This window comes from Psychrobacter sp. H27 (genome assembly GCF_059072655.1).
On sequence record NZ_JCACRX010000001.1, the window covers coordinates 2,060,520 to 2,084,148 of the forward strand.

The window sequence follows — 23,629 nt, forward strand, 5'->3', positions numbered from 1 at the left end:
TTATTAATTGTAAAAAATAAAGGATACAATCAATGAATTTACATGAGTATCAAGCAAAAGAGCTATTAAAAAGCTACGGTTTGCCAATTCAAGAAGGCATCATCGCCCATAACGGCGAAGAAGCTGCTGCAGCTTTTGATAAAACCCCAACTGATATTGCGGTAATTAAAGCGCAAGTACATGCTGGTGGTCGCGGTAAAGCGGGTGGCGTAAAGCTGGTTAAAACTCGTGAAGAAGCGAAGCAAGTTGCTGAAGAGCTGATCGGTACTAACCTAGTAACATTCCAAACTGACGCTGACGGTCAGCCAGTAAACTTCGTATTGGTTGCAGAAGATATGTACCCAGTACAGACTGAGCTATATCTTGGTGCAGTTGTAGATCGTGCAACTCGTCGTGTAACGTTCATGGCATCTACCGAAGGTGGCGTAGATATCGAAGAAGTAGCACACAGCACCCCAGAAAAAATCTTCAAAGTAAACGTTGATCCTTTAGTTGGTTTGATGCCTTTCCAAGCGCGTGACGTTGCGTTCAAACTTGGTCTAGAGGGCAAGCAAATCAACCAGTTCGTTAAATTGATGACTGGCGCTTATAAAGCATTTGTTGAAAATGACTTTGCTCTAATGGAAATCAACCCATTAGCTGTTCGCGAAAACGGCGAAATCGTTTGTGTTGATGGCAAAATCGGTATCGACTCAAACGCACTATATCGTCTGCCTAAAATTGCAGCGCTACAAGACAAGACGCAAGAAAATGAGCGTGAGCTTAAAGCCGCTGAGTTTGACCTAAACTATGTTGCACTAGAAGGTAACATCGGTTGTATGGTTAATGGTGCTGGTCTTGCAATGGCGACCATGGATATCATCAAGTTGTATGGCGGCAAGCCTGCTAACTTCTTGGACGTTGGCGGTGGCGCAACCAAAGATCGCGTTGTTGAAGCGTTCAAAATCATTCTAGAAGACAGCAGTGTTGAAGGCGTTCTAATCAACATCTTTGGCGGTATCGTACGTTGTGACATGATTGCAGAAGCTATCATCGCTGCTATCAAAGAAGTTGATGTACAAGTACCTGTGGTCGTGCGTTTAGAAGGTAACAACGCTGAGAAAGGCGCACAAATCCTAGAAGAGTCTGGTCTAAAACTGATTTCAGCTCAAGGTCTATCTGACGCGGCTCAAAAAATTGTCGATGCTGTTAAAGCCTAAGTCTTTAAGCATAGTAGTCAAATCGTAATAGTGGTTTTTATAACAAAGATTGGTTATCAATATCTGATAATAAGAGTTATAAAGACCACTGTTGCAAGACAACCGAATACAAGGAAAATATAATGAGTGTATTAATCGATAAAGATACCAAAGTATTGGTACAGGGTTTTACTGGTAAAAATGGTACGTTCCATTCTGAGCAAGCCATCGAATATGGTACTAAAGTTGTTGGTGGTGTGACTCCAGGTAAAGGCGGTCAAACGCACCTAGGCTTACCAGTATTTAACACTATGAGCGAAGCGATGGAAGCGACTCAAGCTGACGCTTCTGTCATCTATGTACCAGCACCATTTGTACTAGACTCTATCGTTGAAGCAATCGATGCTGGCGTTAAGTTGATCGTTGTGATCACTGAAGGCGTACCGACTATCGACATGCTAAAAGCAAAACGCTATCTTGAAGAAGCGGGCGACGTACGTTTGGTTGGTCCTAACTGCCCAGGCGTTATCACTCCAGGCCAGTGCAAAATCGGCATCATGCCAGGCCATATCCATCAGCCAGGTAAAGTGGGTATCATCTCACGCTCTGGTACGTTAACTTATGAAGCGGTTGCTCAAACAACTAAGCTCGGTTTTGGTCAGTCAACCTGTATCGGTATCGGTGGTGATCCTATCCCTGGTATGAACCAGATTGATGCATTGAAACTATTCGAAGCTGATCCACAAACTGAAGCGATTATCCTAATCGGTGAGATTGGTGGTACTGCTGAAGAAGAAGCTGCTGCTTACATCAAAGACCATGTAACCAAGCCAGTTGTTGGTTATATCGCTGGTGTTACCGCTCCAGAAGGCAAGCGCATGGGTCATGCTGGCGCTATCATTTCTGGTGGTCAAGGTACTGCTGAAGAGAAATTCAAAGCGTTTGAAGATGCTGGTATCGCGTATACGCGTGACCCATCTAAGCTTGGTGACAAGCTAAAAGAAGTTACTGGTTGGTAAGATAGGCAAAAGCCTACTAACTACCAAAACTTTGTTGAAATGTTGAGAGGGCACCCCTACAATGGGGTGTCTTTTTTATGTCTGAAAACTTTATGAAAAACAAAATATTAGTCACTGGCGGTGCTGGATATATCGGTTCGCACACTTGTATAGCTTTACATGAAGCCGGTTATGATATTGTCGTGTACGATAACTTATCTAATAGTAGCCGTGAAGCAATTAACCGTGTCTCTACTCTTATTGGAGAGACGATTGAGTTTGTCGAAGGTGATATTCGAGATAATGAGTTGCTTAGAGAAGTTTTTGCTTTGCATGAGTTCTTTGGGGTGATTCACTTCGCTGGGTTAAAAGCCGTTGGCGAATCAGTCGTCAAACCATTGTTGTACTATAATAACAATGTTAGCGGTACCATTACTTTGCTAGAGGTTATGTCAGAGTATAATGTGAAAAACTTAGTTTTCTCATCGTCTGCAACTGTATATGGCGACCCCGATACCTTACCTATCGAGGAGAGCTCGAAACGTTCCTGTGCCAATCCATACGGACAAAGTAAGCTTGCTGTAGAGTACATACTAGAAGACCTAGCGGTATCAGATGACAGTTGGAATCTTATTTCTTTAAGGTATTTTAATCCTGTAGGTGCACACGCATCAGGGCAGATCGGTGAAGATCCAAATGATATTCCAAACAACCTCATGCCTTATGTTTCTCAAGTTGCTATCGGTAAGCTTGAAAAGCTAAGTATTTTTGGTAATGATTACTCCACTATTGATGGGACTGGTGTCAGGGACTTCATACATGTGACTGACTTGGCTCAAGGTCATGTAGCAGCGCTTGACTATTTAGAGCAGCAAACTAGTTCAGAAATCTATTCAAATACAGCCAGTCCAATTGGGTTTTTACCTATCAATTTAGGAACTGGCAAAGGTACTTCTGTATTAGAGCTAATATCCACATTCTCTGACGTGTCTGGACAAGCTATTCCTTACCAGTTTGCGTCTCGACGTGCAGGCGATATTGCCAGTTGCTATGCCAGTTCGGAGAAAGCGAAGAATTTATTAGGTTGGCAAGCAGAACTATCAATTGCCGATATGTGTAAAGATACATGGCACTGGCAGAGTATGAATCCAAACGGATATACTATGTCTTAAGATTTATTAAATCCTATTACTTATTTAATATTCTTCTCTAAACTCATCTTTTTAATATAGCTAAAAAACTATGAATAAAATAACGCATGCTGTTATTCCCGTCGCAGGCTTTGGTACTCGTATGTTGCCATTGTCTAAATCTGTACCTAAAGAGTTGTTACCTTTGGGTAATCGTCCAGCTATTCATTACGTGGTAGAAGAGGCCATCGCTGCAGGTATTAAGCATATCGTCTTGGTCGGTCATGCACAAAAAAGCGCAATTGAAAACTACTTTGATGTCAATGCTGAGCTTGATAATCAACTGCGCCATAAAGGTAAAGATGAGCTGGCTGACAGCTTGAACTGGCTACCAGAAGACGTCACAGTATCGATGATACGTCAAGGTAAAGCTTTGGGCTTAGGACATGCGGTATTGGCAGCGCGTCCAATCATCGGTGAGCATGATTTTGCGGTATTGCTTCCAGACGTTGTGCTTGATCCGTTTACTAATGACATGTCGGCTGATAATTTGGCTTTTATGATCGATGCATTTGCTAAAGATGGTCATTCACAGATATTGGTTGATCAAGTGGCAGATGAGGATGTGCATAAATATGGTATCGCTAAACTGAGTAATAATAGTAAAGTGAACGACCACGTAGATGTTAATACTAGCTTTAAAGTTGCAGGTTTTGTGGAAAAGCCAAGCTTAGCAGAAGCGCCTTCGAAACTGGCGGTTGTAGGCCGTTATATTTTTAGTAATCATATTTTTGACTATCTGGCCGATACCAAAGCTTCAGTCGGTGGTGAAATTCAACTAACGGATGCGATTGATGCTTTGATTAGTAAGTACGGCGTGCATGTCACCACTATGCGCGGTGATAGTTATGACGCAGGTGATATGCGCTCATATATGCAGGCTTTTATCTACTTTGCCGAGCAGCAACTAGCGGACGATAAATAATCAATGGAAGAGATAAAAGGCAACAAAAAACATAAGCGTGCTCGTGGCTCTGAGCATTGGGAGCACTTACAATCGCTTGCATCGCGCTCATGGTCGCTGGCAGATTTATTTGCGCAAGATGGTAGCCGTACGACACGCTTTAGTACCCAAGCGGGTGCATTGTATATGGACTATAGCAAACAGTGCATAGATGAGCAGGTAGTAGACAGTCTGTTACAGCTAGCAGGCAGCTGTGAGTTGTCCTCTCGAATTGATGCGCTTATGCAAGGTGCGATGGTCAATAACAGTGAAGAACGTGCGGCGTTACATACGGCCTTGCGTCTACCTGAGACGGCAAAGCTACAAGCAGGTGAGCAAAATATTGTTGCTGATGTACATCACAGCCTAGGGCAGGTGGCGAGACTATCCGAGCGTGTTCGTAGCGGAACGTGGCGTGGGTTCTCAGGAAAAGCCATCACCGATGTTGTTAATATTGGAGTCGGTGGTTCCGACCTTGGACCACTGATGGCAACTACTGCGCTTGATGAGTGGGCAGATACTAGTATCGAGGTACATTTCGTCTCCAATATGGATGGTACTCAGCTCGATAATTTGCTCAAGCACTTAAATCCTGAAACCACTTTATTTATTATTTCCTCTAAATCTTTTGGCACCGTTGATACTTTGTCAAATGCTAAGACAGCGTTATCTTGGTTGCTTGCTACAGCGAAACTGCGTGCCGGTACAGAAGATAGTGTGCTACGCCGGCATTTTATAGGTATCTCGGCCAATAGTACAAAGATGGATACATGGGGGATTCACCCTGAGCACCAGTTAGAGCTTTGGGATTGGGTAGGCGGGCGCTTTTCTCTATGGTCGGCGATTGGGCTTGCCATTGCTATCCGTATTGGCATGGCTGGGTTCAGAGCGCTGTTAAGCGGTGCACATAGTATGGATGAGCACTTTGCACAAGCTGATTTTTCGGACAACCTACCAGTATTGTTAGGATTACTAGCAGTATGGAACAGTACGTTTTTGAAAGTAAGTGCCCATACGGTATTGCCTTATGATGGCAGGCTAGGTTATTTACCGAGCTATCTTACCCAGCTTGAGATGGAAAGCAATGGTAAGTCGGTCACTCAGTACGGCGATCATATTGACTATGATACTTGTCCGATTCTGTGGGGAGAAATTGGTTCAAACGCCCAGCATGCCTTTTATCAACTCCTACATCAAGGCACGCAGCAAGTCTCTTGTGATTTTATCGCTTGCGTACGTCGCTATAGTGATCAAGCGCAAAATACTTCATTACAGCAGCAGCATGAACTGTCTTTAGCCAATTGTCTGGCGCAAAGTCGGGTACTGGCTTTTGGTAATGCTGCCGTGACAGAACTGGTCGATCAAACAACAGTATCTCGTGTAGATAAATACAAGTACTACCGTGGTAATCAACCATCAACCACATTACTTATTGATGAGCTGACACCGCATAGTTTAGGGGCGCTGATCGCGCTCTACGAACACAAAGTCTATGTGATGGCCAGTATTTGGGATATCAACCCGTTTGACCAGTGGGGCGTTGAGATGGGTAAACAAATGGCAGAGTCTGTCCATGATGCCATGCAAGAAGAGTCTCAAGGTCAATTTGATACGTCTACTGACCAATTATTACAACATATTAAAAAGTTGTCCTAATAACGGTTATGGGTCAACAATACAGGAAAGTACGCTCATGGAGACTGCCACAAATGACAGTTATATGCCTAAATATAAAAACATATCTGGAACCAAGCAAATGAGTGAGCCTGCAGTCAGTGTGCTCATTGGTCACAGTATAGAAGCGATTACCAGTGCGGTCGTGCTGGCAAGTCTTGGTCAGCGTGTGCATCTTTATGCAGATATAGATCTATTGACTGAGCAGATACAACAGTATGGTTTTGAACATCATTTGCAAGCATTGTGGCAGATGTATGAGCAACAGCAAGTCATCATTAGTAAAGCATTGCCAGCCAATGCGGAGACAGTAATAGCACACTATGAGTCTGCAAGTCACAATGAAGTCGATACGCAAAGTCTTGCAGCACTATATTGGTTGTTCCTTGATAGCGCTCAGTCAGTATGGACAGAGGACAGCTGGATTACCGCTTTTAATCAAAGCCATCAGCAGAAGATACCTGTCATCATGAGCGGCATTGAGCAATTGGGCCATATATCGGAGTTAGCTCAGCGTTTGCAGCGTGCATGGGTGTACTACGTGCCCTTTGTATTCTTACAAGATGGAGATGCCTATAGCTCGATGTTGAACCCTTCGCTATGGCTATTGGGTGAAAAAACAGCGAGTAGTAGTCAACAACTACATTTGTTAAAACCTTTGATGCAGCATGCGCGTGCTGCTCATTATGCTGATATCGCAACGATTGAGTTTGCTCGTAGTAGTATCATGGCGATGCTGGCAACACGAGTGAGTTTTATGAATGAAATGTCACGCTTGGCTGATAGTCAGAACGTTGATATCAGTCAGGTCAGTCGTATAATGGGGTTAGATGAGCGTGTAGGCAGCAGCTATCTACAAGCAGGATGGGGATTCGGTGGTAACACCCTACCTACCGAGCTGACCAAGTTGCAGCAGTCGAGCAAAATAAACAGTCTGGATATGCCTTTATTAGATTCTGTCGTACATATTAATACAGATCAAAAAGAATTGATATTTCGTAAGTTTTGGCAATATTTTGATGGGTTTATTGATAATAAAACCGTCATGGTTTGGGGCGGCAGTTACAAGTCAGGTTCAGGACGTACTGCAGGGTCAGCCATTCATCCGCTATTGGCATTGTTATGGTCTTATAATATACGTACGTTGGTGTATGGTGATAAGGCGCAGGCTGAACTTGCCGAACGCTACCAACAGCAGCCATTACTCAAATTGACTACTAACCCTTACGAAGGCTTGGACGATGCCAACGCTATTTTTATTATCAGTTGGTCACCGCGAGATCAGTTGGATATTGCCAACATAAATCAGCAAGCGATGCCTATATTTGATGCACAAAATGCTCTCACTCGAACGCAAATCAATGATTTGGTAGGGGACTATATGGGTATTGGCCGATCCAAATAGCTTGTTTTCATAGTTTTCACAATACATATTAATCAAAAAACGCTCACTAAATAGCATTAGTGAGCGTTTTTTGAATGTCTAATCAGCACTAAACGATGAGGCTATGCGGGCACAGCTCCTTGATCTGCTAGCCATTGCTGAATAGTTTGAGTTTTAGTGGTCAGCAGTTCTTTATCACCACGACTCTCGATATTCAATCTAATAAGTGGTTCGGTATTCGATGCACGTAAATTAAAGCGCCAGTCACCAAAGTTCAGACTTAAACCATCTAGAGTTGATTTGGTAGGATTATCCAAACTGAATTTTTCTTCAATGGCATCAATAATGGTTGGTGCCTCGAGGGTGGTTAGGCGAAAGTTTAATTCACCTGAGCTTGGGTAATTTTCAATATAACCTGTGACTAATTCTGATAAGGTCTTGCCAGTGACAGACAGAAGCTCAATCGTCAATAGCCACGGAATCATACCGCTATCGCAATAGAAAAAATCACGGAAATAGTGATGAGCAGACATCTCGCCACCATACACGGCACCCGAGCTGCGCATGACTTGCTTGATAAATGAGTGGCCAGATTTACTAATGACAGCCTTACCGTTGTGCTTTTCTATCACCGCTTCAGTATTATAAATGACACGTGGATCATAGACGATTGATTCGCTTTGTTCTTGATGTTTATTCAAAAACGCTTGGGCGAGCATGCCAACGACGTAGCTACCATCGATAAACTCACCTCGCTCATCAAATAAGAAGCAGCGATCAAAATCCCCATCAAAAGCAATACCAAGGTCGGCGTTGTTTTCTAAAACCGCTTGCTGAGTGGCTACTCTATTGGCTTCAATCATTGGATTAGGGATGCCATTAGGGAAGCTACCATCAGGGGTATGGTGCAGCTTAATCACTTCAATAGGTGCACCAGCTTGGGACAGTTGATCGATTAATAAATCGACCACGGGACCTGCGCTACCATTGCCTGAGTTGATCACCAGCTTGAGTGGCTTGAGCTTATCAACATCAATAAAAGTCATAACATGATCGATGTACGCGCTTTTATCGGTCAATAACTGCAATTTACCTGATTGGTTGTCTGTAGTGAATTGTCCCGATTCTGCCAATGCCTGAATCTCTGCCAATCCATCATCAGCACTGATTGGTTTTGAATGCTCTTTGACCAGTTTTAGGCCATTGTAGTTGATAGGGTTGTGGCTGGCAGTGACTTCGATACCGCCAAGCGTGTCGTAATGGCTGGTAGCAAAATACACTTCTTCAGTACCGCTCATACCCAAATCAATAACGTCGACACCGGCATCCATTATTCCTTGAATGGCGGCTTGTTTTAATTGTTCACTAGAATGACGAATATCGCTACCAATAGTGATAGCTGGCTTCAGAGCTGTCATATCATTATTCTGAGCCTTCACTGCTGCCTGATAACGCTGATACAAAATCTGTGCGAATGCTCGTCCGATACGATAGGCTATGTCTTCATCTAAACTGACGCCCAGCTCGCCGCGAATATCGTACGCTTTAAACGAATCAATAGTAATAGGAGTAAATTCCGTTGCAGGTTGATAGCTGGTGGCAGCAGAGGTTGACATAATGATAAAGTTCCTTGGGAATGAGCGGTGATAGAGTTAAAACGCGCGTAGCACGATTATAAATCAAGTTGTGTTCAATGATACACTAACTACTAAAGGTGTGAGGCGTGTGTCGAGAGGTAGGGTCAAAATATATGCCCATCAACCATTCAAATCAAATATACGCTACATTGAGTTATAAAATAATAAGCGACACGTTCTGTTAAGTAGATAATTAACCCATAAAATTATAAGAGTTACCATCATGAGTATTATGAATACTACTACCGAGCCGAAGCCGGCACAAGGAACACCAGCCCCTAGCGGATCGCTCGATGATCTTTTAGCGTTGATGGCACGATTAAGAGTAGACTGTCCATGGGACAAAAAGCAAACCAATCACAGCCTTATTCCTTATGCTATCGAAGAGGCTTATGAGCTAGGCGAAGCGGTACAAAGTGACGATGACGAAGATATCAAGGGCGAGCTTGGCGATGTGCTACTGCAGGTGGTTTTTCATTGTCAGATGTATGCGGAGCAAGGGCGCTTTGATATGAGCGATGTCATCAGTACTTTGCAAGAGAAGTTAGTTCGCCGTCATCCACATGTGTTTGAGGCTGAAACGCTCAAAGACGACGCTGCGGTAAAAGAGCGCTGGGATGAAATCAAGTTGGAAGAACAGCAAGCTCGCGAGGCACGTGGTAAATCAAAACGTCGTTTAGATCAGGTTAAGGCGGGTAGTGCTTTGATGCAGGCACAAGATGTACAAAAGCAAGCGTCAAAGTTAGGTTTTGATTGGGAAGGCATTGCAGGTGCGGTAGATAAGCTAGACGAAGAGATTGCTGAACTCAAGCATGAGCTAACAAATAAACCCACAGCTGAGGTCAAAGCCAATATCAGAGAGGTCGAAAAAGAATTAGGCGACTGCATGTTTGCGCTCGTCAATGTCGCACGTAAGCTAAACCTCGATGCAGAAGCAGCGACTTTAACCTGCGTGCACAAATTCAAATCTCGCTTTGGCTATATCGAAGAGCAATTGGCAGCGAGTGGCAAGCGTGTCGAGGACAGCGATATATCAGAGATGGATGCACTATGGGAAGCGGCGAAACAACATGAACGCTCAGCATAAAACGTCATTTACCAGAATGATTATGATAGCGGCCTTTAGTCTCGTATCGACTGTCGGTACAACTATTGAGGCTAATGCCTCTGAGCCCTGTTTTGATGATCCTAAACGCGCCTATGAGTATTTGATCGCAAAAGAGCAATCTGTGATACAAGCGCGTGAGCAAAAATTAATCAATATTAATAGAGCCAGTGAAGGTGAGCTGGTGTCATTAGATGGCATTGGCAGTAGTAAGGCGCAGGCTATTATTCTATATCGTGAGATGTTTGGTGGTTTTAGGACTGTTGACGAGTTAGAAAAAGTAAAAGGGATTGGGGCAAAAACAGTTGAGAAAAATCAAAAGCGTTTAAGCGTAGTGGATTAATAGCTGCGTTTTGCATTAATTAATCCTAATATTGACAAAATAGCATGTAAGTAAATGTCATAACACCCCCAGTACGTCCAAAATTTGTTAAACTAGCGGGTACATCCGCCTGATAAACGCTGTGTTATTCAGGGGTAGTTAAAGAATACCGGCGAGGAGTAGATGCATGGCCGAGCGTGCCGCCAAGCAGTTAGAACTGAACAAATCTGAATTACCCAATTCCATTACTGAAGTGATTGCCACATTGACCCGAGCTGGGTTTGATGCCTATATCGTCGGTGGTGGTGTGCGCGATACTTTATTGGGCTTGCGCCCGAAAGACTTTGACGCTGTTACTGATGCCAAACCACATGAGATCAAAGATGTCTTTGGTAAGCGTTGCCGTATTATCGGTCGTCGCTTTCAGTTAGCGCATGTATATTCAGGTCGCGAGTTGATTGAAGTGGCTACTTTTCGCGGTCCGCCAACCAGCGATGCCAATACCAATCGTGATGGTATGATCCTGCGTGACAATGTTTGGGGCGATATTCAACAAGATTTTTCTCGCCGTGATTTTTCTATCAATGCGCTCTATTATCAACCGCTCAAAGGCATCGTCCATGATTTTTGTGGTGCGCTGGAAGACATCGATAATAGAGTCATTCGCCTGTTAGGTAATGCGCCAGTGCGTATTGAAGAAGATCCTGTGCGCTTGCTCCGTGCCCTGCGTTTTAAGGCAAAATTAGGCTTTGAGTTTGATGACGCATTGGCTGAGCAATTCCATGATGGTAATTGGGCACTGCTTGAGCAGATATCACCGCATCGACTCTATGATGAAACGCAAAAAATGTTTACTGGTGGTTATCTAGTGCCACTGTTGCCGTTACTTTTTGAGTCAGGTGCCATTGATAGTCTTGTTATTTATCCACCAGCCGAGCCAAGCGCCTTGGTCAACCAAGTAGCGATCAATACTGATAAGCGTATCGCTGCTGGCAAAAGTATTAATCCAGCATTTTTCTATGCTGCGCTGCTGTGGGAAAACTATTTACATCAACTGGCAAAAGCCAAAAAGCGCAATATGCCGTTTGCGGAAGCACAAATGCATGCGGCTGGCAAAGTTATTGACCGTCAACGTATCAAGACAGCAATTCCAAAATTTGCTGAGCAGTTTATCCGTGATATTTGGATATTGCAGCCAAAACTTGCCGCTCCTCGTAGCAAACAAATTGTTCAGCTCTCTGAGCATCCACGCTTTCGTGCAGGTTTTGACTTTTTGTTATTGCGCGAACAGTGCGGTGATGCTGAGCACCCGCTATCAGAGTCGACCAATGATATGGGTGACTGGTGGCAGACATATCAGACATTGTCTGAGCGCGAGCAACAACAGGCGATTGATGAGTTTGACGAAAACATTCGCCGCGGTGCCTACAAAAAAGGACAACGTGGTCGCGGACGCAATCGTCAAAAGCCAGAAGCCAATACCATTGATAATGCATCATCTAATCAAAACAGCGCTAAACAAAGCAAAGCCAGTAATAGTGCTGGGCAGGGAAGGAATGATCAGACAATGGTAAACGATCCATCGAATATTCCAGCACGTCGTCGCCGCGCTACCAGCCAAGCTAAAACAGGTCGAAATGGTAGTAAGCATCACGATACGCAGCAGGTGAAACAAGATAGCAGCGAGCTTGCACAGCTACAGCAGTTATCGCTCAGTAGCAACGATCAATCAGCAAACAAACGCCATCAGACTAAACCTGCGCCACTGTTTGTAATAGAGCATGATAATGTCGTGCCGCCATTACGGAAGCAGCTATCAGATGATAAAGCGTCAAAGCGCAGTAAGGCGCCTGTAAACAAGCAAGAAGCTACGCAGAAGCGAGCATCTATTGATAGCGATGCACCGCAGCAAACAGCCAAAGCTGATCGTCAGAATAGGAATCAGCCTACTAAAACTGATCTGCCAGAGACTAATTCGACTAATTCGTCATCTAGTCAGGCAAGACCAACGCGCTCGATCGCAAGGTCACCTGCATTGGTAAGTATGAATAACGAGCCAATTCCGCATAAGCGTCGCCGCCGCGAGCCTACTGTTGACAGCATAGACAGTACTCAAGTACAAGCTGATGATAAGGCGCCAGCAACAGCAACAGCAAAGTATGCGAAAAAAGCACCTAAACAAGTCGCTCAATCGACTGGTAAAGCTGATGTCAAAGAAGCGACAAATACCGAAGCAAAGAAAGTCGCTACACCTGCAAGAGCTAAAAGACCAGCTAAAACGACTACTGATAAACCTGCTCAACCCAGTCAAATGGCGAGTGACCAACTCTCTGCTATCAAAGTGACTGAGAGTAAAGGCCCTGTACCATCAAAGCGTCGCCGTCGTCAGCCTAGTACCGATAACGCTTAATGTTCTCAGGATGATTTGTAAATGGTGGTAGGATGAGTAAAAGTAGTTTTGATAGTGGCAACGTATCGGGTAGCAACACATCTATATCGGCAACTAATAGCGTTGACGAGACCATTTGGTTCACTTGCTATGTGGGCTTAGGTAGCAATCTGACTAACGAGCTAGGATCACCTATAGAGCATTTGCAGCAAGCGCTTAAAAATATGCAGAATCATGAGAAGATACGTAAAGTGACGGTATCTTCTTTTTATGCATCAGTGCCAATGGGACCACAGGATCAGCCAGACTTTGTTAACGCAGTTGCTGGTTTTGAGACAATAATGAGTCCTTTCGATTTGCTTGGCTTTTGTCAGCAGTTAGAAATGTCGGCCAAGCGAGCACGTTTACGTCATTGGGGTGAACGCAGCCTGGATGTCGATATTTTGTTGTATGGAGATATACAAGTCGCTGAACCGCAGCTAACGATTCCACATGAAGGCCTAGGCGAGCGTAATTTTGTCCTGATACCATTACGAGAGTTGGCACCACATTTGACTATACTAGACAAACCAATAGGTGACTATTCACAAAGCTGCGATTGGACAGGCTTAAAGCTACTATCAGATGCTTGATATCAAATAAACCATAGTCAATGCTCAAAGTTATGCGATGAGAGCGTAATCAATTGCCAGCAAAATTACAGCTAGCGATATCAATAATTAAAGGTACTACAAGTTAATTGAGGGTCATATGACAACGTTATCTACTTTAAATAAATTTAAAAAAGACGGTACTAAGTTTACGTGTTTGACGTGCTATGACTCAATGTTTGCACGGATGATGGATAAGGCGCAGATCGATACGATTTTGATTGGTGATAGCTTAGGAATGGTCGTGCAAGGCCATGATTCAACAATACCTGTGACAACCAACGATATGGCTTATCATACCGCCAATATTGCCCGTAGCAACAAACATGCTCTGATACTGGCTGATCTACCGTTCATGAGCTATGCGACATTGCCAGAAGCCATTGCCAATAGTCGCCAACTGATGCAGGCAGGCGCGCATGTAATCAAAATTGAAGGCGGCAATGAGCTGTGTGAACTGGTCACTACCTTAGCACAAGCAGGGACACCAACTTGTGTACATCTCGGTTTGACGCCGCAATCAGTTAATGTCTTTGGGGGTTATAAAATCCAAGGTCGCGGTGATGAAGCGGCTGACAAATTACTCGCTGATGCTAAAGCGGTCGTTGATGCAGGTGCGGCGCTATTAGTGTTGGAATGTGTTCCAGCAGCACTGGCAAAGGCAGTCACAGAAGCGGTCGCGGTACCTGTTATCGGTATCGGAGCAGGCGCAGATACCGACGGTCAGGTACTCGTTATGCATGACATGCTTGGTATGGTACATGGGCGTGTGCCACGCTTTGTACATGATTTTCTGACCGATGAGCGCAATGATGCAAACAGCATCGAGGGTGCTTTTGCTTTGTATCAACAGTCAGTACGCGAAGGCAGCTTTCCAACTGAACAACATCAATTCGATTAATCTCGTTGACGCTTTTACATAACAGAACGCTTTAATAAAAGAAAAAATTACCATGTCTCCTATCATTCATCATCATATCTCGTCGTTACGTGAGGTTTTGCAGTCTTGCCGTGGTCAGCAGCATACCAAGGAAAAAGGTGTGCAGCGTATTGCTCTAGTACCAACGATGGGCAATCTGCATGACGGTCATCTTGAGCTGGTAAAAATTGCCAAGCAGCATGCGGATGTGGTTGTCGTGAGCATTTTTGTGAATCCTACTCAGTTTGGCGTGGGTGAAGATTTTGACAGTTATCCGCGTACGTTAGACGAAGACGTGGCTAAGCTTGCGACAGTGGGTACAGATTACGTGTTTGCCCCTAGTATCGAAGAGATGTATCCCGTATTGCCACCACCCACCAGCGTGTTGGCTGGTGAGATTGCCAATCAATTATGCGGTCAATCACGTCCCGGTCATTTTGATGGTGTGGGTATTGTGGTCTCCAAGCTATTCAATATTGTACAACCAGATATCGCCGTCTTTGGACAAAAAGATTACCAGCAGCTGGCTATCATTAAGCAGTTAGTGCGTGATTTGAGCTATCCCATCGAGATCATCGGCGCCCCTATTGTTCGTTCTGATGATGGGCTAGCACTGTCATCACGCAATCAGTACTTAAGCACATCTGAAAGAAATACGGCGCCTATATTGCATCAAGCATTACAAGATTTAGCCGAAAAATTAACAAATAGCAGGATTAGTCAGCAAGCGTTTGAAACATTGCTAGCAGACGCACGTAAGCGTATTAGCGACGCAGGTTTTGTGATTGACTATTTAGAAGTAAAAACTGAAGATCTAGACGCTATGACTAATGATTCAATAATCTTCAATGCAGAAAATAAAAACCTCGTTATTTTGGTCGCAGCTTGGTTAGGGCGTGCACGGTTATTGGACAATCAGTTAGTGGCTATTAATTAGTGATTATCAGTTAATGACAATGGGTTAGCTTTTTTATACCGTAATGTACTAGATGGGATGAATAGAGCATGGATACACGTCAGGATCAAAGCGATAATAATACAGCATCGACAACGCCTCAAGTATCAACCGATAAGCTCAGCATCTTGGTGGTATCAGGTCGTTCAGGATCGGGGAAAACCTCGGTGTTGAACATTCTAGAAGATCTGGGATATTATTCTATTGATAATCTACCCTTGTCATTGTTACCCAATGCGGCACACAAGCTGATTGGTGAGAGCGGTATCAATCGTATTGCCCTTGGGGTTGATATTCGCACGCCGCGCGCTGATCTGTCTAACTTTGCAGCAACACATGAGTTATTACGAAAAACTTATGGGGCGCAGGCAGTACAAGTCCTATATGTGACAGCGCAAGAGAGTACGCTAATTGCACGTTTTAATGCGACGCGCCGCGTCCATCCGCTAATGTCTCAAGATGTCGATAGCGACAACGCCAGACACATTGCATTTAATTTGCCTGCTGCACTCAAAAAAGAAGTAGAGCTGTTGGAGCCAATTTCTGCTCATGCAGATATCACCATCGATACCAGTAGTTTAAACATCCATCAGCTAAAAGACAGCTTGCGCGAACATGTTGGTGTGGACAATCAAATCGTCATTAATTTGCTATCTTTTGGTTTTAAATATGGCAGTCCCATTGATGCGGACTTTGTATTTGACGTTAGGATCTTACCCAATCCGCATTGGAATCCTAAGCTGCGCGCATCGACTGGTCTTGACGTTGAAGTGGATGCCTTTTTTAGCGACTATCCTGAAGTGACAGAGATGCTCAATGACATTGATAAGTTTTTGACGCGCTGGCTGCCCGAGTTCTTGCACAATAATCGTCATACGGTAACCGTTGCCATTGGCTGTACAGGCGGTAAACATCGTTCAGTATTTATTACTGATCACCTGCAGCGCCGCCTCACTGATACCATGCCACAAGGCGTCAAAGTATTGGCAAAGCACCGCGAAAAAAGCCGTTGGTAATCCATTTCGACCCTATTCATTTTATTACTTATTATTTTGGAACGCTTTTATGATCGACTGGAAAGAACAGGACATGCGCGTCTCGCGCACAGAACTCAAAAAAGCCCATGAGCGTTTACAGCAATTGTCTATACCGCTCGCAAGCTTATCAAAAAAGCAGCTAAAGACTCTACCTGCCAGTGATTACTTTATGGCTGAGCTCATGGCATTGGCTGACATTACCAGTGCTAATGCTCGCAACCGTCAGACTAAGCGCGTTGGCAAACTTATCAGTGAAGAAAACCGTCACGAACTTGTCAAAGCATTGTTTGATGCATTCTTTCCAAAAGAGCAAGTCTCTAAAATAGAAAGCTGGTACGATCGTTTAAATATCAATGATGAAGGAACGCTCAAGCAATTCGTCAAGCAATACAAAGCTTCTGAGCACAACAGTATGTATCAATTACTGCTATGGATTGAGTATGCCAAGCATATGCAAGACGATGAGCTACTGGCAGAATCGAAAGAAGATTTGGCAAGCTATATACGCGAAGTAGCGATTTTGTCGCAGTTGAAAAAATAGACACACATAATAATATCGATTATATTTTAGAGCATAAAAAAGCCAATCAATTATGATTGGCTTTTTTTTATCACCTAGTGATTCATATTGTATGTATCACTAGGTTCACTAGGTTGTTTCGATTTGCACTTGCTTCAATTATTTTTTCTCAGCACGCGCTTTATCGACTAAATATTCAACAACTTTAGGTACTTTAGCATCTTCACCAGTTACCACATATTTGCCTTGTACAACGACGGCTGGTACGCCAGACAGTTGATAACGTTTAGCACCTGCTTGTGAGCGACCAATTTTTGTACCCACTGCAAATGAGTTATAAAGACTGTTGAATTTCTTCTCGTTCACCCCTTTTGATGCATACCATTTGCTCAATGATGATTGATCAAACAGTTTTTTGCCGTCTTTATGGATGGCATCAAACAACGCAGCATGAGTTTTGTCTTCAAAGCCCAAAAGCTGAGCGGAGTAAAAACCACGTGCATTGGCTTCCCAAACAGGGTTGAGCGCTGCTGGTGTTCTAAAAAACACGACATCTTTGTCTTTGGTTTTTGCCCATTTTTCCATATGCGGATCAAGAACATTACAATGCGGGCAGCCATACCAGAAAAACTCACGAACAATGATAGCATCACCGCTGATGGTTTCTGGATTGTCTAGTACGCGATAATCTTTTCCAGCGACATAGTCCGCAGCTTGTGCGCCCATAGAAGCAAGCCCAATGGCCATCGCTAGACCAGTCAGTGTCATGACACGTTTCATACTTTATCCTTGAGGTGTAGGGATTTGGAGTTCGTTAAGAGGTTTATGCACTGGTGGCTTTCAAACGCATGATATTTGCAATATGCAGTTTTCACCGTGTTTGAATGATGCAGCGCCAAGTATAGTCGAACGATACAGCAGTATTAAGGTATCGACTATGATAACGCAAAATGCATACACTTGTGAATCGGATTCTTAACCGACAGTTGTAAAGCTGTTAGCTATTATTGAAGACATATTGCTTAGCGCTTTTCAGTCTTAGCTTGTTTGGCCTTGTCTCGCCAACACTTATCATGATCCTTGCTCCGTGATGATTACGAATAATGCGAACAAATAATGCCTGCGACAAGGTGATAACTCATAAAAAATGTGTATTTACCAAACCTATTCACAATCAGTGACGATGTACTTACGACAAATTCGCAGCTGCCATGCTAATATTGAACACATAATCGTGCACTGCATACGATAACAACTATAATAGTAATCAAGGACAATCCTATGAGCTCAGCCTTACCTGCTTCGTCATCTTCAAACGACGAAAACATAAATAATAAATCGGCTAATACTGTCAATGTAGATCCTAGCGAAGTCGAGAAATTCAATAATTTGGCAAGCGAATGGTGGAGCAATACAGGTGCCTTTGCCACTCTGCATGAGATCAATCCATTACGTTTGAACTGGATAGAAGAAAACATCAAACGTGGCTATCAGGGTGATACTAGTAATAATGGTACGCCTGCCAAAACAGCTGAACAAGGACTTGCTGGAAAAAAAGTACTTGATGTTGGCTGCGGCGGTGGCATATTGGCAGAGTCTATGGCACGTCGCAATGCTGATGTGACAGGAATCGACCTAGGTACCGAAAACTTGAAAGCGGCGGCGTTGCACGCAGAACAAAGTGGATTAGAAAGCACTTTACGCTACCAGCATATCCCAGTAGAAGCGCTGGCAAAGACGCATGCGGGTCAGTTCGATGTCGTAACCTGTATGGAAATGCTTGAGCACGTTCCTGATCCCAGCTCGATTGTGCAGGCTTGTTATGAGCTGCTAGCCCCTGGCGGTGTCTGTGTGCTGTCGACAATCAACCGAAACCCCAAGTCGTATCTGTTTGCTATCGTGGGGGCGGAGTACGTACTACGATTGCTTGATCGCGGTACCCATGACTATGCCAAGTTCATCACGCCAGCTGAATTAGACAAGATGGCAATAGACACGGGGTTTGTCCGTCAAGATATTATTGGCTTGCATTACAATCCATTGACTAAGCGTTATTGGCTTGCCCAAAACGTCGATGTTAATTATATGATGGCAGTCCAAAAGCCATTGGCTTGATACTGGCGTCAATTACCTCTATTCACTGTAATTCACTAAATACATGATCAATCTCAAGAGCATTCACTATGACCCAATTCGTAAAAGCTGTTTTATTCGACCTTGATGGGACGTTAATCGATACTGCTGCTGATTTTGTTCGTATCATTGGCAAAATGAGTTTGGAGAATAACTGGCAAGCGCCGCCTGAGGCAGCAATCCGTGAGCAAGTCTCGGCGGGTGCGTCAGCTATGGTGCAATTGATGCTCAGACACAATGATCAACTTGAGGTTAGCGATGACGCATTGCTTGATTTTCGTCAGCAGTTTTTAGACGACTATGAAGCAGATATTTGTGTGGACAGCTGTGTGTTTCATGAGCTCGAAGCGGTACTGACTGATTTGGAAGAAAAAGGTGTTCCATGGGGAATTGTCACTAACAAGCCCCGTTATCTGGCAGAAAAGCTATTAAGCGAAATGCAACTAGATGATCGCTGTGCCGCTCTGGTATGCCCTGATGATGTGTCCCGATCAAAGCCTGATCCAGAGCCGATGTATATGGCATTAGAGAAGCTAGGGATTCCTCGCGGCGCAGCTGGTTGTGTCCTATACGTCGGTGACCATATACGTGATATAGAAGCAGGCAATGCGGCTGGTATGCCAACGATTTTGGCCGCTTATGGTTATATTCCGCCTGAAGATCAGAAGTCTTTGAAAAAGTGGGGTGCTGATTATATTGCTGATACCCCTGAGCAATTAAACAAACTGCTGTTGTCTTCTGGCAAATTTGATTATTTATAAATTTTTAGTTTTTAGTTTTTAGTTTTTAGTTTTATAGCTATCAGCTATTGGTATATTTCAGTCTATAAAGACAAGCACATATTTTAACGATTCCATGATAATAAATGATAAGTAGTGAGCAACGCTATGAGTGACCATATTGACCAGCCAGCCAATCAACAAAACAGTCAGCAAGACAACCAAAAAACCGTCCACAGTCGTCTCCAGCCTTTGACTCATGATGATATTCGTAGTTTTGTGCCACTTAGCAATTGCCTAGATGGTAAGACTATCTTGGTGACTGGCGCAGGTGATGGTATCGGCCGTGTTGCCGCTTTGACCTATGCTCGTTATGGTGCCACAGTCCTATTGCTAGGACGGACCAGTAGCAAGCTTGAATATGTCTATGATGAGATCGAAAGTCTGGGTGGTAAGCAGCCTGCAATGTTGCCTATGAATCTAGAAGGGGCGACTTATGCTGAGATGCAGCAGTTAGAAGGATTGATCGACAAAGAAGTGGGTCAGCTGGATGGCATATTGCATAATGCTGGTGTGCTTGGGCAACTGACCCCGCTTGAGATGTACGACGTCGATACGTTTGCTGAAGTGATGAAGGTTAACTTTACGGCGACCTTTATGCTCACCCAAGCCCTGCTTCCCTTATTGAAAGATGCTGATCACGGCTCTATCGTCTTTACCTCTAGTACAGTAGGTACGCATCCTCGCGCATTTTGGGGCGCTTATGCGCTCTCAAAACAAGCAGTAGAGGGTATGAGCGATATATTTACGCAGGAGACGCAAAACACCACAAACTTACGTTTTAATTGCGTGAATCCTGGCGGTACGCGCACTAATATGCGTGCTCATGCTTATCCAGGTGAAAACCCTATGAGTTTAAAAACACCTGAGGATATTATGGCAGGTTATGTCTGTCTGATGAGTGACGACAGCATTGGCGTGCGCGGGCAAGTTGTTGAGCTACAGCCTAAAAACTAACAGCGAAATATTTTAATTAATATTGCCGAGTTATATTTACGATACAGTGGTTGTTATCAGGTTGCAATCCAGTAAAACCAGCCCCATCTATCTGTTATTAAAGACTTTTGTATTGTCTAATTATGACAAATAAATAGGATGAGATTATGGCAGGTGGTTGGTCAAGAGATGGTGCTGAGCACGAGCAGATGGACGCAACGGTCAACGATGCGTTAGAGCGAGCACGACGTTCGCTGCCTACAGGTATCAGTGCTGAGCTATGTGATGAATGTGGTAACCCTATTCCAGAAGCGCGGCGATTAGCGGTTCCTGGTATTCAACACTGTGTCAGCTGTCAGACCGAGCTTGAACAAGAAGCAAAAGCTGCGGAACTGTTCAATCGCCGTGGTAGTAAAGACAGTCAATTGCGTTAATTGAATGGTTTTAGCAAGAGCTAAGCAACTTTGGGTAAGAGAAGTCAGAATGAGCACAAAAGAACGACCCCTGTTCTACATAGCAGAGGTCGCTTTTTTATGTTCATTTTTTTGTGTTAATGCTTTTATTCTAGAGCGACTGTATAACCATCGCCATCAACTCTCGATCAAAAGCTTCCCAATCTACAGAGTCTGATGAGGATTTAGTATGGGATGCGGTCTCTATTTTTTCTATATTTGTATCGACAGTATTGCCTAACTGTAAGATAACCTCCAACCGACTGTCAGTCTGTGCATCAATTGTCTTGGTAGTTATACTGCCAGGATTGAAGTTGAGTTGCAGCCAGCCATCTGAAGTATGTACGACGCCTTTGATACGCTGCCAGTTTGGCAGTGCTAATAGCCAGTTTTGTAATTCATCAGCGTCTAGCACGTAGTGTGTAGGCAATCGCCATCCAGCCAGCTGAAAATCTTGCTGCTCTTCATGATATCGATAGGGTAATTCGGTATCAGTATTAGCTTGAGTCTCATCCTCATCCCCAATACCGTTCGAAGATGATGAAACTCCCAAAGTGCTTGGCTGTGACAGTGAGCCAAGCGTAGGTTTTTGATTATGAGCGATGTTGACTTTGCGTTGGTTTGAAATGATAGCGCTGGGCTTATGCAGTTGCTCGTTTAGCGTTGCTAAGTAGTTATGTGCTAAAGGGGTATTTGACGAGCCTGCTATATCAGGCACTACTTGTTCAGATACTGCCCAAACAATTTTTACTTGTGAATTGAGCTTGGCTATCCACTCTACCAAGGATTGTTTTTCGTTACTACTCAATTGAGCATAGCGATTGATGATCAGTACATCGGCATCACGGATATGCGCTTGAAAGCCATCATGATGACGGTATTTAGTTTGTTGCCACTGCTCAGCGCTCAGTACAGTGATCACGGCGCTCATTTTCAAAGCTGTCTGCCAGTGCGGGGCACTGAGCTGTAATATAAGCTCGCGCGGATGAGCTAACCCTGTAGGCTCGATAAGGAGTCGCTGTGGATGATGGTCACTGAGTAGACGACTGATCGCTATTTGTAAGGGCAACTGACTGGTACAGCAAATACAGCCGCCACTGACTTCACGAATGGCAATGTTCTTTTGCTCAAGCGTGCTGTCTTGTGAGCTTGCTAAGAGTGCACCATCAATACCGATACGACCAAACTCATTGATCAGTAAAGCCCAGCGTTCGTTATCAGGCTTTGCGGCAAGCAACTGATTAATCACTGTGGTTTTGCCAGCACCTAAAAACCCTGTCACTAACGTGCAGGGTATATTTTGAAAAATAACAGAGTTCTTCACACAAATACTCATTATATAGACCGTATTTGTGAGTTACCGAACACGGCCCTTACTAAAAGAAAATGATAGTAGTCAGAAGCTACTCGCTTTTGACGGTGTCTGCCTCAGCCTCGTCAGGGACGAACACATAGCCGACACCCCATACCGTTTGAATATAACGCGCTTGTGAAGGATTATCCTCAATCAGACGACGTAGACGTGATACCTGTACGTCAATAGATCGCTCCATCGCACCCCATTCGCGCCCGCGAGCAAGATTCATCAGCTTATCGCGTGTCAACGGCTCACGTGGATGTTGTACCAAGGCTTTGAGCACTGAGAACTCACCTGTGGTAAGCGTCACTACATTGCCGTCGCGCTTGAGCGTACGAGTTGATAAGTCTAGGGTCCATGGACCAAACTCAACCACTTCTAATTGATGACTTGGTGCGCCTGGGAGCTCACGATTCTGACGACGTAATACTGCTTTGATACGCGCCAATAGCTCTTTTGGATTAAAAGGCTTTGGCAGATAGTCATCTGCACCTGCTTCTAGACCTGCGATGCGATCTGCATCGCCACCTTTGGCGGTCAGCATGATAATTGGGATGTCAGCATTGTCTTCGCGTAAGCGTTTACAGATACTGATACCGTCTTCACCTGGCAACATCAAATCTAGTACGACCAGAGAGAAAAGCTCGCGCTGCATGAGTTTGTCCATTTGACTGCCATCGTGAGCAGTACGAACCACAAACCCGTCGTCTTCTAGAAAGCGCTGCAGCAAAGAGCGCAGACGGGCATCGTCATCGACGACTAAAATACGCTGAGTCAAAGTATCTGGGCTGTTATTATCAGTCATACAGGCATCCTTTTATAAAAATTATTGTTAGCAGAAACTACGAGTCAAAAGCGATGAGTAAAACATTGCTATTGGTTGCCATTATTTAATTATTGGGCAAAATAGATACGTCACAAAATCAAAAACTATTGTTCAATATGTCAACGCATATCGATATTTGTGTCATTGATACTTTAGTGTATAAGATTGCACCGCCAATTGCATCACTCATAAGGACAAATGCTGTATGCGTTTGTTTAACGAAGCCATGGAACGTTTGATACAAA

At 44.0% G+C, this 23,629-nt stretch carries 22 protein-coding genes; 18 read left to right on the top strand and 4 right to left on the bottom strand.

The annotated features are described in order from the left end of the window. Positions 1-32 precede the first annotated feature (32 nt). From sucC to AC5JPY_RS08405, 6 genes are all read left to right on the top strand, one after another. Positions 33-1,199 carry an ADP-forming succinate--CoA ligase subunit beta gene (gene sucC / locus AC5JPY_RS08380; RefSeq protein ID WP_201579290.1) on the top strand — a complete coding sequence of 389 codons (1,167 nt, stop codon included), beginning with the start codon at positions 33-35 and terminating at the stop codon, positions 1,197-1,199. 122 nt (positions 1,200-1,321) lie between these two features. After that, a complete protein-coding gene (sucD, locus tag AC5JPY_RS08385) occupies positions 1,322-2,197 on the top strand; it encodes a succinate--CoA ligase subunit alpha (protein WP_298808923.1) in 876 nt (291 codons plus the stop codon). A 77-nt stretch (positions 2,198-2,274) separates the two neighbouring features. Beyond that, positions 2,275-3,348, top strand: a complete 1,074-nt coding sequence (galE, locus tag AC5JPY_RS08390; RefSeq protein WP_443525091.1) for a UDP-glucose 4-epimerase GalE — start codon at positions 2,275-2,277, stop codon at positions 3,346-3,348. Between the two features lie 70 nt (positions 3,349-3,418). Next, a complete protein-coding gene (locus tag AC5JPY_RS08395) occupies positions 3,419-4,291 on the top strand; it encodes a UTP--glucose-1-phosphate uridylyltransferase (protein WP_443525092.1) in 873 nt (290 codons plus the stop codon). Positions 4,292-4,294: 3 nt separating this feature from the next. After that, positions 4,295-5,965, top strand: a complete 1,671-nt coding sequence (gene pgi, locus AC5JPY_RS08400; protein WP_443525094.1) for a glucose-6-phosphate isomerase — start codon at positions 4,295-4,297, stop codon at positions 5,963-5,965. Between the two features lie 64 nt (positions 5,966-6,029). Further along, on the top strand, positions 6,030-7,388 hold the full coding sequence (locus AC5JPY_RS08405) for a UDP-glucose/GDP-mannose dehydrogenase family protein (RefSeq protein WP_443525096.1): 1,359 nt from the start codon (positions 6,030-6,032) through the stop codon (positions 7,386-7,388). Positions 7,389-7,489: 101 nt separating this feature from the next. Here AC5JPY_RS08405 and AC5JPY_RS08410 read toward each other — a convergent pair whose 3' ends face one another. Beyond that, positions 7,490-8,983: a phosphohexomutase domain-containing protein gene (locus AC5JPY_RS08410; RefSeq protein WP_443525098.1), complete on the bottom strand. Its 1,494-nt coding sequence runs from the start codon at positions 8,981-8,983 to the stop codon at positions 7,490-7,492. Positions 8,984-9,227: 244 nt separating this feature from the next. Between AC5JPY_RS08410 and mazG the strand changes: the two genes are divergently transcribed. The 8 genes from mazG (at position 9,228) to yjgA (ending at position 16,922) form a co-directional block, all read left to right on the top strand. After that, positions 9,228-10,091, top strand: coding sequence for a nucleoside triphosphate pyrophosphohydrolase (mazG, locus tag AC5JPY_RS08415; protein ID WP_443525100.1), 864 nt, complete (start codon positions 9,228-9,230; stop codon positions 10,089-10,091). Next, entirely contained in the window at positions 10,075-10,452 is a 378-nt protein-coding gene (locus tag AC5JPY_RS08420; protein ID WP_443525101.1) for a ComEA family DNA-binding protein, read from the top strand. The genes mazG and AC5JPY_RS08420 overlap by 17 nt, the downstream gene beginning before the upstream one ends. 166 nt (positions 10,453-10,618) lie before the next feature. Then, a complete protein-coding gene (pcnB, locus tag AC5JPY_RS08425) occupies positions 10,619-12,841 on the top strand; it encodes a polynucleotide adenylyltransferase PcnB (protein ID WP_443525103.1) in 2,223 nt (740 codons plus the stop codon). A 32-nt stretch (positions 12,842-12,873) separates the two neighbouring features. After that, positions 12,874-13,452: a 2-amino-4-hydroxy-6-hydroxymethyldihydropteridine diphosphokinase gene (gene folK / locus AC5JPY_RS08430; RefSeq protein ID WP_443525105.1), complete on the top strand. Its 579-nt coding sequence runs from the start codon at positions 12,874-12,876 to the stop codon at positions 13,450-13,452. Between the two features lie 118 nt (positions 13,453-13,570). Beyond that, entirely contained in the window at positions 13,571-14,371 is an 801-nt protein-coding gene (panB, locus tag AC5JPY_RS08435) for a 3-methyl-2-oxobutanoate hydroxymethyltransferase (protein WP_443525106.1), read from the top strand. Positions 14,372-14,423: 52 nt separating this feature from the next. After that, a complete protein-coding gene (gene panC, locus AC5JPY_RS08440; protein WP_443525108.1) occupies positions 14,424-15,326 on the top strand; it encodes a pantoate--beta-alanine ligase in 903 nt (300 codons plus the stop codon). A gap of 68 nt (positions 15,327-15,394) precedes the next feature. Beyond that, entirely contained in the window at positions 15,395-16,360 is a 966-nt protein-coding gene (rapZ, locus tag AC5JPY_RS08445) for an RNase adapter RapZ (RefSeq protein ID WP_443525110.1), read from the top strand. A gap of 49 nt (positions 16,361-16,409) precedes the next feature. Beyond that, positions 16,410-16,922: a ribosome biogenesis factor YjgA gene (gene yjgA / locus AC5JPY_RS08450; RefSeq protein WP_319050683.1), complete on the top strand. Its 513-nt coding sequence runs from the start codon at positions 16,410-16,412 to the stop codon at positions 16,920-16,922. A gap of 138 nt (positions 16,923-17,060) precedes the next feature. Here yjgA and AC5JPY_RS08455 read toward each other — a convergent pair whose 3' ends face one another. After that, complete coding sequence (locus tag AC5JPY_RS08455) at positions 17,061-17,681, bottom strand: thiol:disulfide interchange protein DsbA/DsbL (protein WP_443525112.1); 621 nt, start codon at positions 17,679-17,681, stop codon at positions 17,061-17,063. A 501-nt stretch (positions 17,682-18,182) separates the two neighbouring features. On the opposite strand from AC5JPY_RS08455, the gene ubiG reads away from it, so the two are divergent. The 4 genes from ubiG (at position 18,183) to AC5JPY_RS08475 (ending at position 21,183) form a co-directional block, all read left to right on the top strand. Further along, a complete protein-coding gene (gene ubiG, locus AC5JPY_RS08460; protein WP_443525113.1) occupies positions 18,183-19,016 on the top strand; it encodes a bifunctional 2-polyprenyl-6-hydroxyphenol methylase/3-demethylubiquinol 3-O-methyltransferase UbiG in 834 nt (277 codons plus the stop codon). Between the two features lie 68 nt (positions 19,017-19,084). Further along, positions 19,085-19,795, top strand: a complete 711-nt coding sequence (locus tag AC5JPY_RS08465; RefSeq protein ID WP_319050680.1) for an HAD family hydrolase — start codon at positions 19,085-19,087, stop codon at positions 19,793-19,795. A 126-nt stretch (positions 19,796-19,921) separates the two neighbouring features. Further along, positions 19,922-20,770: a YciK family oxidoreductase gene (locus tag AC5JPY_RS08470; protein WP_443525114.1), complete on the top strand. Its 849-nt coding sequence runs from the start codon at positions 19,922-19,924 to the stop codon at positions 20,768-20,770. Between the two features lie 146 nt (positions 20,771-20,916). Next, complete coding sequence (locus tag AC5JPY_RS08475; RefSeq protein ID WP_201600864.1) at positions 20,917-21,183, top strand: DksA/TraR family C4-type zinc finger protein; 267 nt, start codon at positions 20,917-20,919, stop codon at positions 21,181-21,183. A 130-nt stretch (positions 21,184-21,313) separates the two neighbouring features. On the opposite strand, the gene AC5JPY_RS08480 is transcribed toward AC5JPY_RS08475, so the two are convergent. Next, positions 21,314-22,525 (bottom strand): CobW family GTP-binding protein, encoded by a 1,212-nt coding sequence (locus tag AC5JPY_RS08480; protein WP_443525116.1) that lies wholly within the window; start codon positions 22,523-22,525, stop codon positions 21,314-21,316. Between the two features lie 79 nt (positions 22,526-22,604). Then, positions 22,605-23,363 (bottom strand): osmolarity response regulator transcription factor OmpR, encoded by a 759-nt coding sequence (gene ompR / locus AC5JPY_RS08485; protein WP_319050677.1) that lies wholly within the window; start codon positions 23,361-23,363, stop codon positions 22,605-22,607. Between the last annotated feature and the right edge of the window lie 266 nt (positions 23,364-23,629).

Excerpts from the sequence above, each read along its gene's own strand:
- sucC (WP_201579290.1), top strand. The coding sequence starts at position 33 with ATGAATTTACATGAGTATCAAGCAAAAGAGCTATTAAAAAGCTACGGT.
- sucD (WP_298808923.1), top strand. The coding sequence starts at position 1,322 with ATGAGTGTATTAATCGATAAAGATACCAAAGTATTGGTACAGGGTTTT.
- galE (WP_443525091.1), top strand. The coding sequence starts at position 2,275 with ATGTCTGAAAACTTTATGAAAAACAAAATATTAGTCACTGGCGGTGCT.
- AC5JPY_RS08395 (WP_443525092.1), top strand. The coding sequence starts at position 3,419 with ATGAATAAAATAACGCATGCTGTTATTCCCGTCGCAGGCTTTGGTACT.
- pgi (WP_443525094.1), top strand. The coding sequence starts at position 4,295 with ATGGAAGAGATAAAAGGCAACAAAAAACATAAGCGTGCTCGTGGCTCT.
- AC5JPY_RS08405 (WP_443525096.1), top strand. The coding sequence starts at position 6,030 with ATGCCTAAATATAAAAACATATCTGGAACCAAGCAAATGAGTGAGCCT.
- AC5JPY_RS08410 (WP_443525098.1), bottom strand. The coding sequence starts at position 8,983 with ATGTCAACCTCTGCTGCCACCAGCTATCAACCTGCAACGGAATTTACT.
- mazG (WP_443525100.1), top strand. The coding sequence starts at position 9,228 with ATGAGTATTATGAATACTACTACCGAGCCGAAGCCGGCACAAGGAACA.
- AC5JPY_RS08420 (WP_443525101.1), top strand. The coding sequence starts at position 10,075 with ATGAACGCTCAGCATAAAACGTCATTTACCAGAATGATTATGATAGCG.
- pcnB (WP_443525103.1), top strand. The coding sequence starts at position 10,619 with ATGGCCGAGCGTGCCGCCAAGCAGTTAGAACTGAACAAATCTGAATTA.
- folK (WP_443525105.1), top strand. The coding sequence starts at position 12,874 with ATGAGTAAAAGTAGTTTTGATAGTGGCAACGTATCGGGTAGCAACACA.
- panB (WP_443525106.1), top strand. The coding sequence starts at position 13,571 with ATGACAACGTTATCTACTTTAAATAAATTTAAAAAAGACGGTACTAAG.
- panC (WP_443525108.1), top strand. The coding sequence starts at position 14,424 with ATGTCTCCTATCATTCATCATCATATCTCGTCGTTACGTGAGGTTTTG.
- rapZ (WP_443525110.1), top strand. The coding sequence starts at position 15,395 with ATGGATACACGTCAGGATCAAAGCGATAATAATACAGCATCGACAACG.
- yjgA (WP_319050683.1), top strand. The coding sequence starts at position 16,410 with ATGATCGACTGGAAAGAACAGGACATGCGCGTCTCGCGCACAGAACTC.
- AC5JPY_RS08455 (WP_443525112.1), bottom strand. The coding sequence starts at position 17,681 with ATGAAACGTGTCATGACACTGACTGGTCTAGCGATGGCCATTGGGCTT.
- ubiG (WP_443525113.1), top strand. The coding sequence starts at position 18,183 with ATGAGCTCAGCCTTACCTGCTTCGTCATCTTCAAACGACGAAAACATA.
- AC5JPY_RS08465 (WP_319050680.1), top strand. The coding sequence starts at position 19,085 with ATGACCCAATTCGTAAAAGCTGTTTTATTCGACCTTGATGGGACGTTA.
- AC5JPY_RS08470 (WP_443525114.1), top strand. The coding sequence starts at position 19,922 with ATGAGTGACCATATTGACCAGCCAGCCAATCAACAAAACAGTCAGCAA.
- AC5JPY_RS08475 (WP_201600864.1), top strand. The coding sequence starts at position 20,917 with ATGGCAGGTGGTTGGTCAAGAGATGGTGCTGAGCACGAGCAGATGGAC.
- ompR (WP_319050677.1), bottom strand. The coding sequence starts at position 23,363 with ATGACTGATAATAACAGCCCAGATACTTTGACTCAGCGTATTTTAGTC.